General features: G+C 65.9%; 17 protein-coding genes. 10 read left to right on the plus strand and 7 right to left on the minus strand.

Features of this window, described 5'->3' with window-relative positions:
• Positions 1 to 24: 24 nt before the first annotated feature.
• The 8 genes from cyoB to AC1KAR_RS16780 all read left to right on the plus strand — a co-directional run bounded on the left by cyoB (position 25) and on the right by AC1KAR_RS16780 (position 8,411).
• Positions 25 to 2,028: a cytochrome o ubiquinol oxidase subunit I gene (gene cyoB, locus AC1KAR_RS16745; RefSeq protein WP_480319739.1), complete on the plus strand. Its 2,004-nt coding sequence runs from the start codon at positions 25 to 27 to the stop codon at positions 2,026 to 2,028.
• A gap of 64 nt (positions 2,029 to 2,092) precedes the next feature.
• On the plus strand, positions 2,093 to 2,689 hold the full coding sequence (gene cyoC, locus AC1KAR_RS16750) for a cytochrome o ubiquinol oxidase subunit III (RefSeq protein ID WP_480320762.1): 597 nt from the start codon (positions 2,093 to 2,095) through the stop codon (positions 2,687 to 2,689).
• Complete coding sequence (cyoD, locus tag AC1KAR_RS16755) at positions 2,686 to 3,102, plus strand: cytochrome o ubiquinol oxidase subunit IV (protein WP_480319741.1); 417 nt, start codon at positions 2,686 to 2,688, stop codon at positions 3,100 to 3,102. Before cyoC ends, cyoD begins: the two co-directional genes overlap by 4 nt.
• Positions 3,103 to 3,109: 7 nt before the next feature.
• Positions 3,110 to 3,868 carry an SURF1 family protein gene (locus tag AC1KAR_RS16760; RefSeq protein ID WP_480319743.1) on the plus strand — a complete coding sequence of 253 codons (759 nt, stop codon included), beginning with the start codon at positions 3,110 to 3,112 and terminating at the stop codon, positions 3,866 to 3,868.
• Positions 3,852 to 5,189: an ATP-binding protein gene (locus AC1KAR_RS16765; protein ID WP_480319745.1), complete on the plus strand. Its 1,338-nt coding sequence runs from the start codon at positions 3,852 to 3,854 to the stop codon at positions 5,187 to 5,189. Before AC1KAR_RS16760 ends, AC1KAR_RS16765 begins: the two co-directional genes overlap by 17 nt.
• Complete coding sequence (locus AC1KAR_RS16770; RefSeq protein WP_480319747.1) at positions 5,179 to 5,715, plus strand: response regulator transcription factor; 537 nt, start codon at positions 5,179 to 5,181, stop codon at positions 5,713 to 5,715. Before AC1KAR_RS16765 ends, AC1KAR_RS16770 begins: the two co-directional genes overlap by 11 nt.
• A gap of 74 nt (positions 5,716 to 5,789) precedes the next feature.
• The gene (locus AC1KAR_RS16775; RefSeq protein WP_480319749.1) at positions 5,790 to 6,197 is read left to right on the plus strand and encodes a hypothetical protein; all 408 of its coding nucleotides are present in this window, start codon (positions 5,790 to 5,792) and stop codon (positions 6,195 to 6,197) included.
• A 156-nt stretch (positions 6,198 to 6,353) separates the two neighbouring features.
• Positions 6,354 to 8,411, plus strand: coding sequence for a TonB-dependent receptor family protein (locus AC1KAR_RS16780; protein WP_480319751.1), 2,058 nt, complete (start codon positions 6,354 to 6,356; stop codon positions 8,409 to 8,411).
• Between the two features lie 21 nt (positions 8,412 to 8,432).
• On the opposite strand, the gene AC1KAR_RS16785 is transcribed toward AC1KAR_RS16780, so the two are convergent.
• From AC1KAR_RS16785 to guaB, 5 genes are all read right to left on the minus strand, one after another.
• On the minus strand, positions 8,433 to 9,395 hold the full coding sequence (locus AC1KAR_RS16785; protein WP_480320764.1) for an SDR family oxidoreductase: 963 nt from the start codon (positions 9,393 to 9,395) through the stop codon (positions 8,433 to 8,435).
• 216 nt (positions 9,396 to 9,611) lie between these two features.
• Positions 9,612 to 10,172, minus strand: coding sequence for a 2'-5' RNA ligase family protein (locus tag AC1KAR_RS16790; protein WP_480319753.1), 561 nt, complete (start codon positions 10,170 to 10,172; stop codon positions 9,612 to 9,614).
• Between the two features lie 91 nt (positions 10,173 to 10,263).
• Positions 10,264 to 11,880 carry a glutamine-hydrolyzing GMP synthase gene (gene guaA / locus AC1KAR_RS16795; protein ID WP_480319755.1) on the minus strand — a complete coding sequence of 539 codons (1,617 nt, stop codon included), beginning with the start codon at positions 11,878 to 11,880 and terminating at the stop codon, positions 10,264 to 10,266.
• A 22-nt stretch (positions 11,881 to 11,902) separates the two neighbouring features.
• Positions 11,903 to 13,114, minus strand: coding sequence for an MFS transporter (locus tag AC1KAR_RS16800; protein WP_480319757.1), 1,212 nt, complete (start codon positions 13,112 to 13,114; stop codon positions 11,903 to 11,905).
• A 188-nt stretch (positions 13,115 to 13,302) separates the two neighbouring features.
• Positions 13,303 to 14,772 carry an IMP dehydrogenase gene (gene guaB, locus AC1KAR_RS16805; RefSeq protein WP_480319759.1) on the minus strand — a complete coding sequence of 490 codons (1,470 nt, stop codon included), beginning with the start codon at positions 14,770 to 14,772 and terminating at the stop codon, positions 13,303 to 13,305.
• 209 nt (positions 14,773 to 14,981) lie between these two features.
• On the opposite strand from guaB, the gene AC1KAR_RS16810 reads away from it, so the two are divergent.
• Positions 14,982 to 15,536 (plus strand): DUF4124 domain-containing protein, encoded by a 555-nt coding sequence (locus AC1KAR_RS16810; protein ID WP_480319761.1) that lies wholly within the window; start codon positions 14,982 to 14,984, stop codon positions 15,534 to 15,536.
• A gap of 12 nt (positions 15,537 to 15,548) precedes the next feature.
• On the opposite strand, the gene AC1KAR_RS16815 is transcribed toward AC1KAR_RS16810, so the two are convergent.
• Both AC1KAR_RS16815 and AC1KAR_RS16820 read right to left on the minus strand, forming a co-directional pair.
• Positions 15,549 to 15,842: an RnfH family protein gene (locus AC1KAR_RS16815; protein WP_480319763.1), complete on the minus strand. Its 294-nt coding sequence runs from the start codon at positions 15,840 to 15,842 to the stop codon at positions 15,549 to 15,551.
• Positions 15,829 to 16,278, minus strand: a complete 450-nt coding sequence (locus AC1KAR_RS16820; protein WP_480319765.1) for a type II toxin-antitoxin system RatA family toxin — start codon at positions 16,276 to 16,278, stop codon at positions 15,829 to 15,831. The genes AC1KAR_RS16815 and AC1KAR_RS16820 overlap by 14 nt, the downstream gene beginning before the upstream one ends.
• A gap of 46 nt (positions 16,279 to 16,324) precedes the next feature.
• Between AC1KAR_RS16820 and smpB the strand changes: the two genes are divergently transcribed.
• Positions 16,325 to 16,789, plus strand: coding sequence for an SsrA-binding protein SmpB (smpB, locus tag AC1KAR_RS16825; protein WP_480319767.1), 465 nt, complete (start codon positions 16,325 to 16,327; stop codon positions 16,787 to 16,789).
• Positions 16,790 to 16,799: the final 10 nt, after the last annotated feature.

Here is a 16,799-nt window from a genome sequence, read left to right on the forward strand (position 1 = left end):
TTTCAGGCAGCGCCAGGATCCACGATGACCAACCACCCCGAAACGACCAGCCTGCTGCTTGGCCGCCTGAGCTGGGAAGCCATTCCGCTGCATGAGCCCATCTTGCTGGCGACATTCGCCGCCGTCGTGCTGGGCGGCGTGGCGATCCTGGGCGCACTCACCTACTTCAAGCTGTGGGGCATGCTGTGGCGCGACTGGTTCACCAGCATCGACCACAAGAAGATCGGGATCATGTACATGATCCTGGGCATCGTGATGCTGCTGCGCGGCTTTGCCGACGCGCTGATGATGCGGCTGCAACAGGCCGTCGCCTTCGGTGACAACCTGGGCTACCTGCCGCCGCACCACTACGACCAGATCTTCACGGCACACGGCGTGATCATGATCTTCTTCGTGGCCATGCCGCTGGTCACGGGGCTGATGAACTACATCGTGCCGCTGCAGATTGGCGCGCGCGACGTGGCCTTCCCCTTCCTCAACAACTTCAGCTTCTGGATGACGGCCAGCGGCGCGGCGCTGGTGATGTGCTCGCTGTTCGTCGGCGAGTTCGCCAAGACCGGATGGCTGGCCTACCCGCCGCTCTCGGGCATCGCGTACAGCCCCGACGTGGGGGTCGATTACTACATATGGTCCCTGCAGGTGGCGGGGGTAGGCACCTTGTTATCGGGCGTGAACCTCATCGCCACCATCGTCAAGATGCGCGCGCCCGGCATGAGCCTGATGAAGATGCCCGTCTTCACCTGGACCTCGCTGTGCACCAACGTGCTGATCGTCGCTGCCTTCCCGGTGCTGACGGCCGTGCTCGCGTTCCTGTCCATGGACCGCTACCTCGGCACGAACTTCTTCACGAACGAGTTGGGCGGCAACCCGATGATGTACGTGAACCTGATCTGGATCTGGGGCCACCCCGAGGTCTACATCCTGGTGCTGCCGGTGTTCGGCATCTTCTCGGAAGTGGTGTCCACCTTCTCGGGCAAGCGCCTATTCGGCTACGCGTCCATGGTCTACGCCACGGTGGTGATCACGATCCTGTCGTACCTCGTGTGGCTGCACCACTTCTTCACCATGGGCAGCGGCGCCAGCGTGAACTCGTTCTTCGGGATCACGACCATGATCATCTCGATCCCCACGGGCGCGAAGATCTTCAACTGGCTCTTCACCATGTACCGCGGCCGCATCCGCTTCGAGGTGCCGATGCTGTGGACCGTGGGCTTCATGGTCACCTTCGTGATCGGCGGCATGACGGGCGTGCTGCTGGCCGTTCCGCCGGCCGACTTCGTGCTGCACAACAGCCTGTTCCTCATTGCGCACTTCCACAACGTGATCATCGGCGGCGTGCTGTTCGGGCTGATGGCCGGCATCACCTTCTGGTTCCCGAAGGCCTTCGGCTACAAGCTCGATCCGTTCTGGGGCAAGTGCTCGTTCTGGTTCTGGCAGATCGGCTTCTTCTTCGCCTTCATGCCGTTGTACGTGCTCGGCCTGATGGGCGTGACGCGCCGGGTCAGCCACTTCGAAGACACCTCGCTACAGATCTGGTTCCAGATCGCTGCCTTCGGTGCCGTGCTGATCGCGATCGGCATTGCAAGCTTCCTGATCCAGTTGGTGGTGAGCTACCGGCGCCGCGAATCGCTGCGCGACCACACCGGCGACCCGTGGGGGGGCCGCACGCTGGAGTGGTCGACCTCATCGCCCCCGCCCGACTACAACTTCGCCTTCACGCCGCGCGTGCATGACAACGACGCCTGGTGGGACATGAAGCAGCGCGGCTACGAACGCCCGACGCAAGGCTTCCGCCCCATCCACATGCCCAAGAACACGGCAGCCGGCTTCGTGCTCGCCATGTTGAGCGCAGCGCTCGGCTTCACGCTGATCTGGCACATGTGGATCCCGGCGATCGCCGTCTTCGCGGCGCTGATCGTGGCCACCATCGTCCACACCTTCAACTACAAGCGCGACTACTACATCCCGGTCACCCAGGTCGAAAGCACCGAGGGCCTGCGCACCGCACTGCTGGCACGCCATGTCTGAACTCACAGCCACCCCCACCGGCAACGACGTCGGCACCTCGCCCGGCTCCGGCCGCGGCCCGTCGATGCCGATGCCCGACTTCCACGACGGCGGCGATCACCACCCCGAGAACGGCACGCTGCTGGGCTTCTGGCTCTACCTGATGAGCGATTGCCTCATCTTCGCCTGCCTGTTCGCGGTGTACGGCGTGCTGGGCCGCAACTACGCGGCCGGTCCCTCGGGCGCCGATCTGTTCGACCTGCCGCTGGTGGCTGTCAACACCTCGCTGCTACTGCTCTCGTCGATCACCTACGGCTTCGTGATGATCGAGGCGCAGCGCAACCGCCTCAAGGCCGTGATTGGCTGGCTGATCGTGACCGGCCTGCTGGGCGCGGGCTTCGTCGGCATCGAGCTGTACGAGTTCCATCACCTTATCGCAGAGGGAGCCACGCCGCAGCGCAGCGCGTTCCTGTCGTCATTCTTCGCCTTGGTCGGCACGCACGGGCTGCACGTCACCTTCGGCATCGTGTGGCTGGTGACACTCGTGGCGCAACTCGGCAAGCACGGCCTAATCCGCGAGAACCGCCGCCGCCTGATGTGCCTGTCGATGTTCTGGCATTTCCTGGACGTCGTCTGGATCGGCGTCTTCACCTTCGTCTACCTGATGGGGTCCTTGTCGTGAGCCACACCAACGATTCTTCGGCTTCTGCACCTCACGGCCACGGTGACCACGAACATGGCCACGGCCATGGCGACGATCACGACGAGATCGAGCACGTCACCTTCAAGGGCTACGCCACCGGCTTCGTGCTGGCGGTCATCCTCACAGCCATCCCGTTCTGGCTGGTCATGGGCAAGGTGTTCGAGAACACCAACACCACGGCGCTGGTGATCCTGGGCTTCGCAGCGGTGCAGATCGTGGTGCACATGGTGTACTTCCTGCACATGAACGCGAAGGCGCAGGGCGGCTGGATCATGCTGGCGCTGATCTTCACCGTGGTGCTGGTCGTCATCACGCTGAGCGGCTCGCTGTGGGTGATGTACCACCTCAACACCAACATGATGCCGGTGCACCAGATGCCTGGCATGTCCTGACGCGCACATGACCCGAAGCCGGCCGCGCTCCCGGCTCTTCTTCGTGGCACTCAGCGCTGCAGGCATCGCGCTGTTTGCGCTCTTCATCGCCCTCGGCTGGTGGCAACTCGAGCGGCGCACCTGGAAGCTCGCGCTGATCGACCGGGTGGATCAACGTGTTCATGCAGCGCCCGTGGCCGCCCCGGCCATGGTGAACTGGCCAGCGGTCACGACAGCAGCAGACGAGTACCGCCGAGTGCACATCTCGGGGGAATGGATCATCGGCCGGAGCACCTGGGTGCAGGCCACCACCGATCTGGGCAGCGGCTACTGGCTCCTGACGCCGCTGCGCACCCCGGAGGGCGGCACGGTGCTCATCAACCGCGGCTTCGTGCCGAAAGTCGGGCGCGAGGTGGCCAGCACTGGCGAACGCGTCGACGTCACCGGGCTGCTGCGCCTGAGCGAAGGCGAAGGCCGCTTCCCGCGCCGCAACGACCCGGCCGCCGACCGTTGGTACTCGCGCGACCTGTCCGCCATCGCCGCCGCGCGCGGGCTGGGGCCGGTGGCGCCGTTCTTCATCGATGCCGATCGCGTGGCAGATGCCACGCCAGCCGACCCTGTGGGCGGCCTCACGGTCATCGCCTTCCACAACAATCACCTGGTTTACGCTCTGACGTGGTTTGGCCTGGCCGTCATGGTGCTGGCCGCGGGTGTGTTCGTGGCGCGCACCGAACGGCGCAGCCGCAACAGCGACCCGACCTCTCCCACCCATGCCCCCAGCGACTGACCCGATCATCGAACCGCGCCTTCGCGAACGCTCCCACACCGCGGAGGTGGACGCCGGGCGGCGCAACATGCAGCAGTTGATCCAGCTGCGCTGGATGGCGGTCGTCGGGCAGGTGTTCACGATCGTGGTGGCGCGGTTCGCTCTCGGCATTGCGCTGCCGCTCCCCGAGATGGCGGGGGCGCTGAGCGTTTTGGTGCTTTTCAACCTCTTCAGCGTCTGGCGGCTGGGCCGTGCGCGGGTGGTCTCCGAGACCGAGCTTTTCGTCGCCATGTTGATCGACGTGGCCACGCTCACAGTTCAGCTCTATCTGAGCGGCGGCGTCACCAACCCCTTCATCTTTCTCTTCCTGCTGCAGGTGGCGCTCGGTGCGTTGCTGCTGCAACCTGCGTTCACGTGGGCGCTGGTGGGGATCACCGGCGCGTGTTTTCTGGGGCTCGCGGTCTTGTATCGCCCGCTGGCCATTCCGCTCGAGCACGGCAGCGGCCTCGCAAGCCCCTTCTTGCTCGGTTTGCTTATCTGCTTCTGCCTGATCGCAGCGCTGCTGGCGGTCTTCATGACACGCATCATGTTCAACCTGCGCGCACGCGATGCCCGACTGGCGCACTTGCGGCAGCGCGCGGCCGAAGAGGAGCACATCGTTCGCATGGGCCTGCTCGCCTCGGGTGCGGCGCACGAGTTGGGCACACCACTCGCCACGCTGGCGGTGATCCTCGGCGACTGGCGGCGCCTGCCCCACTTCAGCTCCGACCCCGAGCTTTCGCTTGAGGTGGCCGAGATGCAGACGCAACTCGAACGCTGCAAAGCCATCGTCAGCGGAATTCTCATGTCGGCCGGCGAGGCGCGCGGGGAATCATCCGAAGAAACGACGCTGCATACCTTCATGGACGCGCTCGTCACCGAGTGGCAACGCACCCGCCCGGTGGCCGACCTGCACTACGAGAACCTGGTCGAGCAAGACCTGGCCATCGTCTCCGATTCGGCCATGAAGCAAATGATCTTCAACGTGCTCGACAACGCACTGGAAGCGTCGAACAAGTGGCTGCGGCTCGAGGTGTCGCGTGACAAAGACTCGCTGCTGCTCACTGTCGTCGACAACGGCCCCGGTTTTCCTGCCCAGATGCTGGAAAAGCTCGGCAAGCCCTATCAATCGAGCAAGGGCCGCCCCGGTGGTGGACTCGGCCTCTTCCTGGTGGTGAACGTGGCCCGCACGCTGGGCGGCCAGGTCGTCGCCGAGAATCGGGCGGGTGGCGGTGCGCAGGTGCGTATCTCCGTGCCGCTCTCAGCCGTTGCCCTGGAGGACAAGATCACCGATGGAGACTGAGCGCCACCTGCTGCTCGTCGAAGACGACGAAGCCTTTGCACGCACGCTGGGCCGCTCGTTCGAGCGCCGCGGCTACACCGTGACCGTAGCGCGCACGCTGCCGCAGGTGCTCGATCTGCTGGATGCAATCGCGCCCACGCATGCCGTGGTCGACCTCAAGATCAGCGGCGAGGCCTCGGGCCTGGCCTGCGTGCAGGCGATCAAGGCGCACACGCCTGCCGCCGTGATCGTGGTGCTGACAGGCTACGCCAGCATCGCGACCGCCGTCGAGGCCATCAAGCTGGGGGCGTGCCACTACCTGGCCAAGCCCTCGAACACCGACGACATCGAAGCCGCGTTCGGCCGCGCCTCGGGCAGCACCGACGTCGAGCTCACGCCACGCGCCACATCCATCAAGACGCTCGAGTGGGAGCGCATCCACGAGACCCTGGCCGACACGGGTTTCAACATCTCCGAGACCGCCCGCCGCCTGGGCATGCACCGCCGCACGCTGGCACGCAAGCTGGAGAAGCAGCGAGTCAAGTAGTGCACGGAATCCCGCTGGCGCGCACCCGCCAGCCTGCCGCGATCGGCGGCGCGCCACACTTACAATCCCGCCCCATGTCTCGCACACGGCTTCTCCGGCTCTGGGCCTGGGCCGTGCTGGCCTGGGTCGCGCAGTTGTGCGCGCCCGTGGCCCATGCCGTGACCATGGCGTCGCCCTCGGGTGGCATGCCTGGCTGGTGCGGCCAACCCAGTGCCGCAGCCACACTGGCGATCGCGCAGTTGCCTCCCGAACTGCGCGAAGCAGTGACCGGCGGCGATGACAACCCGGCGGCCGCCGATCACCTCGCAAGCTGCGCGCAGCTTTGCGTTGCCGGTGCGAGCGCCGCACCCCCACCTCGTGGCGCCGAGGCCGCGGCACTGCGCGCTGCCTTGCAAGAGCCGCCCGCTCCGGCGGCGCAACCCGCCCGTGTCGTCCGGCGCGCGGCCCCCCCGCCCGCCCACGGGCCGCCCCCAGCGCACTGACCTTCGCCCACGCTGGAGGCGCGTGCCCTTGCACGCACTGACCAGCGCCGACGTCGCGTCCGCCACGGCCTCCCCACGCGCCCTGGCAACGCTTGCTGCACTTCTCCGCGCCCGCGTACGTACGCGCCTGGCTGCGGATTCCCTTCGAATCGACCCATGAACCGCTACCCCATCGCCCTGCTGTCCGCCCTCCAGGTGGCGCCGCTTTCGATCGCCCTGGCGCAAACCGCCGCCCAGCCCACGCAGATGCCTGCCGTCGTCGTCACCGGCAAGACTGCCGAAGAGACCAAACAGAAGCTCGAAGCCGAACAGGCGCTCAACCCCGGCGGCGTGAGCGTCTTCGACGCGAAGGAGCTGTACCAGCGCAGCACCGCCAATCTCGCCGACATGCTTCGCTACGTGCCCGGCATGCTGGCAGAGAGCGCCACCGGTTCCGATGGCGTGTTCATCTCGGCACGCGGCTCCAATCTCGATGCGGTCGACTATGACGGCAACGGCATCAAGCTGCTGCAAGACGGCCTGCCCGTGACGGCGGCCGACGGCAATAACCACAACCGCTTCGTCGACCCGCTGAGCGCCGGCTACGCCGTTGTTGCGCGCGGCGCCAACGCCATGAGCTTCGGGGCCGCCACGCTCGGCGGCGCCATCAACTTCATCACACCCACCGCGCGCGAGCGTTCGCCGTTCGAGGTGTCACTCAATGGCGGCAGCTTCGGGCAAATCCAGGGGCGCTTCAGCGCCGGCCTCGTTGCCGAAGAGTTCGACGGGCTGCTCACCGTCGAGGCCAAGCGCCGCGAGGGCTACCGCGCGCACAGCGAGCAGGAGCGCCAGGGCCTCTACGCCAATGCAGGGTGGCAGTCCGGCGCGGCCAGCTCGCGTTTCTATGCCACCTATGTGAAGAACGATGAGCAACTCCCCGGTGCGCTCACCCGCGAGCAGTGGCAGAGCGACCCCCGGCAGGCGAATGCGGCCAACGTGACGGGCGACTATCGATGGAATGTCGAGACCTGGCGCCTGGCGAACAAGACCAGCTGGGAACTCGGTGTGGGCAGCAGCCTCAGCGTCGGCGTCTCGTTCGAGGAGCAGAAGCTCTTCCACCCGATCGTCTACGCGCCACCCTTTTTCAGCTTGCTGATCGACAACCGCCAACGCAACGCCGGTCTCGCATTGCGCTACGACACACGGTTCGGCAACCACGACCTGCTGGCCGGCATCGACTATGGCCGCACGTGGGTCGACGGCGGCAACTACAACTACGGCACGGTCGCGCCCGCGGGCATGTGGGCCGGCACCGACAACGATGCCGACAGCATCTCCGCGTTCGCCGTCGATCGCTGGACCTTCACACCCGACTGGACAGCCGTGTTCGGTGCCCAGGCCGTCCGCGGCGGCCGCACCACACGCAGCATCGACCCCGCCACAGGCATGCAGACCGACGGCACCGACGCCACCTATGACAGCATCAACCCTCGCGCCGGCCTCATCTACCAGGTCGCGCCGCAGGCCCAGCTCTACACCAACCTGAGCCGCACGTATGAAGCGCCCACGCTGTACCAGCTCGACGATCTGGCCAACGACAGGCCGCTCGATGCAATGCACGGCACCGTTTTCGAGATCGGCACGCGCGGGGAGCACTTCGCCGGGGCAGCGCGCCTGCACTGGGACGTCTCGCTTTTTTACGGCAAGCTCAGGAACGAGATCCTCTCGCGCGACAACCCCAACGCACCGGGCACCACCACCTCCACCAACGTCGACAGCACCGTCCACGCAGGGCTGGAGGCACTTGTCGGCGCCAGCATCACCGCCGGGGAGGGCCGCATCGAACCGCTGCTGAACCTGACGCTGAACCACTTTCGCTTCGACAGCGACGCGATCTACGGCAACAACAAGCTCCCCGCCGCGCCCGACTACTCGGCGCGCGCCGAGATCCTGTACCGCCACGCCAGCGGCTTCTTCGCCGGCCCCACCTTCGACTGGCAAGGCAGCCGCTATGCCGACTTCGCCAACACCTATGAAGTCGACAGCTACGCGCTGTGGGGCTTGCGGGCCGGCTATTCGCAAAAGAGCTGGGAGCTCTACGCCGAGGCGCGCAACCTGTCCAACAAGAACTACGTTGCACGCACCAGCGTGAGGGACGTGGCGCTCCCGGATGCCGCCGTGCTGTCGCCGGGCGAGCCCCGCTCGCTGTACGTCGGCGCGCGCTACCAGTTCTGAGGGATCGCGGGCAGCCGCGGGTCAATTCGCGCCTACGCTGCCCGTCACCGGAAGCACGATGCCGCTGATATAGCTCGCGCAGCAGGGTGCGGCGAGAAACACATACGCGGGCGACAACTCCTCGGGTTGCGCCACGCGCTTCATGTCGGTCTTCTTGCCGAAGTCCTTGACGCTTCGGGCCGGCCGGTCGGCCGGGTTCAGCGGCGTCCACACCGGCCCCGGGGCCACGGCATTCACGCGGATTCCGCGCGGCATCAGGTTCTGCGCGAGCGACTTCGTGAAGGCATGAATCGCGCCCTTGGTCGTCGAGTAATCAAGCAACTCGGCACTGCCACGCAGACCGACCACCGAGCCCGTGTTGATGATGCTGCCACCCTCCTTGAGGTGCGGCACCGCCGCCCTGGCCATGTGGAAGTAGCCGTACACGTTCGTGCGCATGGTCTCGTCGAATCGCTCGTCCGAGATGTCGAGCAACGAGCCGGCATGCTCCTGGAACGCGGCGTTGTTGACGAGGATGTCGAGCCGCCCGTACGCCGCCACCACCTGCTCCACGGCAGACTGGCAGAAGGCGGAGTCCTTCACGTCGCCCGGGATCAACAGGCAACGCCCGCCCTCGCGCTCCACGCAGCTCGCGGTGTGTGCGGCGTCTTCGTCCTCGCTCAGGTAGACGATGGCGACGTCCGCACCTTCGCGGGCGTACAGCACCGCGACAGCGCGGCCGATGCCCGAATCGCCACCGGTGATGAGCGCCACCATGCCTTTCAGCTTGGCGCTGCCGAGGTAACCGGGCGCGAGGAATTGCGGTTGCAGCGCGAGATCGGCTTCGCGCCCGGGTTTGGCCAGGTGCTGTGCGGGCAGCTTGCGCGGGTGCGTGCGCGCGCCCGCCTGGACGCCCCGGCGCTCTGCCGTGCCGGCACCCTTGCCGGCAGGCGCCTCGCCGGCCTTGCCCGTGCGCCGATCCTTCTGATCTTGCAGGGTTTGCATCTCGCGATGGCGCGCCGCGGTGGCGTCGGCTCGCCGGGCGTCACCCGAGCGCGACCGGGTTGCCTCGGCGCGGCTGGGTGCGTCTGCGCGTCGTGCGGCAGCACGGGTTGCTTGCTTGGCCATGTCACGTCTCCTCGGCCCCGCGTGGGGCTCATCGAGGGTGGGCAAGTGGCATACCCAAGGCCTGACCTTCGCCCTGCACGTCGCCTTGTGCGATCAGGTGGCGCTCAACGGCCAGCGGGCCAGTACCGTATGCCGGCCCTCGCCGATCGCGCTCACGGTCAGCACGAACTCGTCGGCCAGCCATTCAATCGGCTCCACCGGCATCTCGGGGATGTCGCGGTTGGCATACATGAGGGTGACATGCGGCGTGAAGCCGCGCCGCCCCGGCGACTCCAGGCCGTGCAGCCGCAAGGCCTGTGCAAGATCGCGTTGAAAACCCATCACGGCCGCCAAACCATCGGCTTCATCGCCCAGCAGGACGACCGGTCTCGGCCCCCTGTGTGTCTCGAAGCTGGCCACCCGATCGAATCGCACCTTCAGCGGTGCCGCCTGCAACGACTGCGCAGCACGCCGTGCCGAGGCGATCACTTCAAACGGATGGCCCACATGGTCGCCCAGAAAGCACAGCGTGACATGCAGCCGCTCCGGTGGGATCAGCTTGCCTCGATGACCCATCACGGCAGCCCACTGCGCCGACAGGGCTTTGATCCGCGCGATGGCACCGGTGTCCGGCCGCAGGGCAAAGAACAGCCTGCGCGTGGGGCGAAGCGGCAAGAGAAGGTCTCGCAGCGGCCCTGCAGTCATCGCCATGCCCCCCGTGCCGACACGCGGTCAACGCCTTGAAAGCGTCACGGCCGCCCCGCACTCACTCCCACTCGATGGTGGCGGGCGGCTTGGAGCTCACGTCGTAGGTCACGCGGTTGATGCCGCGCACCTCATTGATGATACGGCCCGACACCTTCTTGAGCAGCGCATACGGCAGCTCCGCCCAGTCGGCCGTCATGAAGTCGCTGGTCTGCACCGCGCGCAGGGCCACCACGTAGTCGTAGGTGCGGCCATCGCCCATCACCCCCACGCTCTTGACCGGCAGGAACACGGTAAAGGCTTGGCTGGTGAGGTCGTACCAGGTCTTGCCGGTGGCCTCGTCGCGGAAGTTGCGCAGTTCTTCGATGAAGATCGCATCGGCCCGGCGCAGCAGGTCGGCGTAGTCCTTTTTCACCTCGCCGAGGATACGCACGCCCAGGCCGGGGCCGGGGAACGGGTGGCGGTACACCATCTCGGGCGGCAGCCCCAGGGCCACGCCCAGTTCGCGCACCTCGTCCTTGAACAGGTCGCGCAGCGGCTCAAGCAGCTTGAGCCCCAGTTGCTCCGGCAAGCCGCCCACGTTGTGGTGGCTCTTGATCGTGACGGCCTTCTTGCTCTTGGCGCCACCGGATTCGATGACGTCGGGGTAGATCGTGCCCTGTGCCAGGAAGGTGGCACCCTTGTGGCCGGCGCCGCTGGCCTTGAGCTTCGCGGCCTCTTGCTTGAAGACGGTGACGAACTCGCCGCCGATGATCTTGCGCTTGGCTTCGGGGTCGCTCACGCCAGCCAGCTTGCCCAGGAACAGCTCGCTCGCATCGACACGGATCACCTTGGCGTGCAGCTTGCCTTCAAACATGTCCATCACCATGTCGCCTTCGTTCAGGCGCAAGAGGCCATGGTCGACGAACACACAGGTGAGCTGGTCGCCGATCGCACGGTGGATCAGGGCAGCGGCCACGCTCGAATCGACGCCGCCGGACAGGCCGAGGATGACTTCCTCGTCGCCCACCTGTTGGCGGATCTTCTCGACCGCCTCGGCGATGTGATCCTTCATGATCCAGTCGGCCTGCGCGCCGCAAACACCGAGCACGAAGCGCTCGATGATCGCCCGCCCCTGCTGCGTGTGCGTGACCTCGGGGTGGAACTGCACGCCGTAGAAGCGGCGCTCCTCGTCGGCCATGCCGGCGATCGGGCAGCTGTCGGTGGAAGCCATCAGCTTGAACCCGGGCGGCAGCTCGGTGACCTTGTCACCGTGGCTCATCCACACGTTGAGCATGCCGTGGCCTTCGGGCGTGGTGAAGTCGGCAATGTCCTTGAAGAGCGCCGTGTGGCCGCGCGCACGCACGGCAGCGAAACCGAACTCGCGCTTGTGGCCGCCCTCGACCTTGCCGCCGAGCTGGTGCGCCATGGTCTGCATGCCGTAGCAGATGCCGAGCACCGGCACGCCCAGCTCGAACACCGCCTGCGGCGCCTTGTCGGTGGTGTCTTCGTACACGCTCGCGTGGCTGCCGGACAGGATCACGCCCTTCAAGTGGCCGTCCTTCGCGTACTCGCGAACCCAGTCATCGCTCACGTCGCAAGGGTGCACCTCGCTGAGCACGTGAGCTTCGCGCACGCGCCGCGCGATGAGTTGTGTGACCTGGGAGCCGAAATCGAGGATAAGGATCTTGTCGTGCATGGTGGTGGCCCAGAGGTGAGGCTCAGGCGTTCGGGGCGGTCGCCAACTCGACCGGTCGACGCGAGAAGTGCCACAGCGCAACCGCCGTGGACGACGCCAGGAGCATGGCGCAGAAGAAGAACGGTGCCCCGACGCGCCAGTCGCTCGGCGGCAGGTGTGATACAAAACCGAGCAACGAGGTGCCGATGACCGGGCCGATCACATACATCAGGCTGGTGAGCGATGCCACCGCGCCCATCGTGCGGCCTTGCGTGGAGGCATCCGCCGCGTTCGAGACCAGTGACTGGATCGACGCCTGCACCGTGAAGCCCAGCAGGTTCAGCACCATCACGGCATACATCATCCAACCCTGATTCGACAGGCCCCAGAGCACATAGCAGACCGCGGCGGACATGAGCCCCATGGTCGCGAGACGCCTCGCGCCGAAGGCCGCGAGCAGGCGCTTCAGCAGGACGCCTTGCACCAGCACCGAGATCACGCCCACGGCAAAGAGCGACCAGCCGTTCTCCATCGGGCCCCAGGCAAACCGGAAGCCGGTGTACAGAACCCAGGTGGAGCGCAAGATGGAATCGGTCAATGCGCCGAAGGCAATCACCAGCACGAGCAGGCCCACGCCTTCGAGCCGGGTCAGTTGCATGAGCGAACGGATGGGATTGAGCGCACCCCAGGTCACCGGCTTGCGGTTCTCGACCGGCAGTGACTCCGGCAGCACGAAGTAGCCATAGACGAGGTTCAGCAAGGCCAACCCGCCCGACGCATAGAACGGCAGGTGGATGTCGATGGCGCCGAGCAATCCGCCCAGAACCGGGCCGAGGATGAATCCGACTCCGAACATCGCGCCCATGAGGCCAAAGCGGCGTGCGCGGTCTTCTGGCGCGGTGATGTCAGCCACGTAGGCATTGGCCACGCTCACATTGGCCTGCAACGCACCGCTGACCACCCGAATGGAAACAAGCTGCCAGAGGGTCGAAGCGAGCGCGGTCCCGAAATAACTGAACGCGAAGCCGCAAAAGCCCAGCAACAGCACCGGCCGCCGCCCGTATCGATCGGACAACGCCCCCAGCAACGGCGCACAGAAGAAGTTCGCGACCCCGAAGGTGAACATGATCGCGCCGAACCAGAACGCCTGCTCGCTGCGATCGGTCGTGAACCGCCCGACTAGTTCGGGCAGCACGGGGATGATCAGCCCGATCGACACCATGTCGATCAGCACCGTGAGAAGGATGAAGCGCATCGCCGCGGGGCGAACCGCAGCCGGCTGAGTCTGATTCAAGGATGTGTCGCTCACGCGGGATTCACTTCAGGGCAACAGAGACGAGCAGCGGACATCGGAGCGAACCGGGCCGAGCGCCGGGCCGCTCCCAAGCCGGCCCGATCCCCTCGGGGGATCGGCCGACGTACCCGTCGGCCGAGGGGGTCCATCTACTCCATGCGGTAGTTGGGCGCTTCCTTGGTGATCTGCACGTCGTGCACGTGGCTCTCACGAATGCCGGCCGACGTGATCTCGACGAACTCGGCCTGGTTTCGCATATCGTCGACGCTCGCGCAGCCGCAGTAGCCCATCGACGCACGGATGCCACCCGCCATCTGGAAGATGATGCTCACCAGCGACCCCTTGTACGGCACGCGGCCCTCGATGCCTTCGGGAACCAGCTTGTCGGCATTGGGGTTGGCGCCGGTGTTGTCCTGGAAGTAGCGGTCGGCCGAGCCCTGCTGCATGGCACCGATCGAGCCCATGCCGCGATAGCTCTTGTAGCTGCGCCCCTGGAACAGCACGATCTCGCCCGGCGCCTCTTCGGTGCCGGCGAACATGCCGCCCATCATCACGGTGTTGGCGCCGGCCGCGATGGCCTTGGCGATATCGCCGGAATAGCGGATGCCGCCATCTGCAATCAACGGCACACCCGTACCCGCCAAGGCCTTGGCCACGTTGTCGATGGCCGTGATCTGCGGCACACCAACGCCCGCCACGATGCGCGTGGTACAGATGGAGCCCGGGCCGATGCCGACCTTCACGCCATCGGCGCCGGCCTCGGCCAGGGCCAGGGCTGCGGCACCCGTCGCGATATTGCCGCCGATCACGTCGACCTGCGGATAGTTCTGCTTGACCCAGCGCACGCGCTCGATCACACCGGCGCTGTGGCCGTGTGCGGTATCGACCACCAATGCGTCCACGCCCGCCTTCACCAGCAGCTCAACGCGTTCTTCGGTGCCTTCACCCACACCGACTGCCGCGCCAACGCGAAGCTTGCCTTGCGCGTCGCGTGCCGCGTTGGGGAAGTTGGTCTGCTTGGTGATGTCCTTGACCGTGAAGAGACCGCGCAGCTCGAACGCCTCGTTGACCACGAGCACTCGCTCGAGCTTGTGCTTGTGCATCAGCGCCTTGGCCTCGGCGAGGGAGGTACCTTCGCGCACCGTGATGAGGCGTTCGCGGGGCGTCATGATTTCGCGAACCGGGATGTCCATGCGCGTCTCGAAGCGCAGGTCGCGGCCGGTCACGATGCCGACCACCTTGCCCTCTTCCACCACCGGGAAGCCGGAGATGCCGTGCTGGCGCGAGAGGTTGATGACGTCACGCACCGGCACGCCGGGCGAGATGGTGATGGGGTCGCGAAGCAGGCCCGACTCGTAGCGCTTCACCCGGGCAACCTCTGCAGCTTGCTGCTTGGGCGAGAGGTTCTTGTGCACGATCCCGATGCCGCCTTCTTGCGCGATGGCGATCGCCAGGCGGGCCTCTGTCACTGTGTCCATTGCAGCGGACACCAGCGGCAGGTTCAGGCGGATGTTGCGGGAGAACTGAGTGGAGAGCGTGGTGTCGCGCGGCAACACCTGAGAGAAAGCCGGCACCAACAACACATCGTCGAAGGTGAGCGCTTTGCCGAGTAGGCGCATGAGAAAGCTCCTGACGCAAAAGCGAATTATACGGACGCCCGCCCACCCCTTCAGCCGGCACCACGGCGGCAGCCAAATCACCGGCTTAGGCGCAGGTCTGGCAATAGTTCACGGAATGCGCAAGAGCATGCACAAAGGTGTGCCTAAAGCCGCGCCAAGCCCCGCCTGGAACCAGCGTAACCGGATGTGCGCGACTACACTTTCGCGCCATGACACTCGCCCGCTTTCACACCTCGGCCAGGCTCGCCGCCCTCGCACTTGGAGCCCTCGTGACGCTCAGTCTGAGCAGCCCTGCGTTCGCTCAGTGGAAGTGGAAAGACAAGAGCGGGCACATCCAGTACAGCGACATCCCGCCGCCGCAATCGGTGAGCGATGCCGACATCCTGCAGCGCCCGAGCGGCAGCGTGTCCCGCAAGCCTGCGCCGACCTTCGCACCGACTGGCGCCGAAGCCGCCGGATCGGCAGCGTCTGCCGCACTGCCCCCGGCTGCGGGCGGCGCCAAGAGCGGGGTCGACCCCGAACTGGAAGCCAAGCGCCGCAAGGCCGCCGACGAGGAGGCCGCCAAGCGCAGCGCAGAAGAAGAGAAGATGAAAGCCGCTCGCGCCGACAACTGCCAGCGCGCCAAGGCGCAGCTGCGCTCCATCGACGACGGTATGCGCATGGCCCGCGTCAACGAAAAGGGCGAACGCGAATACCTTGACGACAACGCCCGCGCGGCCGAAGCCAAGCGCGCGCGCGACGTCATGGCCAGCGACTGCAAATAGCGCTCTGCCGCCTCAGCGCCTGACCTTGGTCGCGCGCTGGCTCTGGTGGCGCTGACGGCGCGCTTCTTTTGGATCGACGCGCAGCCCGCGATACACCTCCACGCGATCGCGATCTCGCAGTTCATCGGTGGGCGAGCGCAACTTGCCCCACACACCCAGCCCCAGACCTTCGAGCGAGAGTTCGGGCAGCGCCTGGCGCAACGCGTCGCCAACCGTGCTGCCCTGAAGCAGCTTCAGAGTCGCGTGGCGCGTGGCCCCGGCCTCGGGGCTGTAGACCACCTCCACAGTCAGCTCAGCGGCTGCCATAGACCTCTTCGGCGCGTTTGACGAACGAATCCACGAAGGTGTTCGCAATGCGGTCGAACACCGGGCTCACCAGCAACTCCAGGGGTGTGTTGCTGAAGGCGTAGCGCATCTCGAATTCGATCTTGCACGCGGGCGTGTCGCCAGCCAGTTGCAGAGGCACGAACTTCCAGGTGCCCTCCAGCGCGGAGAACGGGCCATCGACCAGCGAGACCAGCACGCTGCTGTCTTGCACATGGGTGTTGCGTGTCGTGAAGGCGTGCTTCAGCCCACCGTAGGCAAGGTGCAACCGAGCCGTCATTCCCGACTCGTCTTGCGACAGGACTTCAGCCTTCGCGCACCACGGCAAGAACTTGGGGTAGTCGGGCACCGCCGTCACCAGCGCGTACATCTCGGCGGCCGAGTAAGAGAGCAGAACGGATTTCTTGACGTGCTTCATACAATGGCCGGATTGTATTGAGCGCCTTCAGCCTCATCTTGACCCCATGTCGATTGCAGAAAACCGCCGCGCACGCTTTGACTACCACATAGAAGAACGCTACGAAGCGGGCATGGTGCTGCAAGGCTGGGAGATCAAGGCGATCCGCGCCGGCCAGGTGCAACTCACCGATGGCTATGTGGTGATCCGTGATGGCGAACTCCACCTCATCGGCTGCCGCATCAATGCGCTGCGCAGCGCCTCCACCCACGTCAGCCCCGAAGCCGACCGCACCAAGAAGCTCTTGATGCACAAGGAAGAGATCAAGCGCCTGATCGGCAAGGTGGAGCAAAAGGGCTTCACCCTGGTCCCGCTTGACCTCCACTACAAAGGCGGTCGTGTGAAAGCAGAGATCGCTCTCGCCAAGGGCAAGGCCGAGCACGACAAGCGCAACACCGAGAAGAAGCGCGACTGGGATCGGGAAAAGGGACGGCTGATGAGACATAAAGTCTCATCAGGCCCGAAGGGCTGACTCGCGCGAG

Source organism: Piscinibacter sp. PDB1-1 (assembly GCF_056675995.1).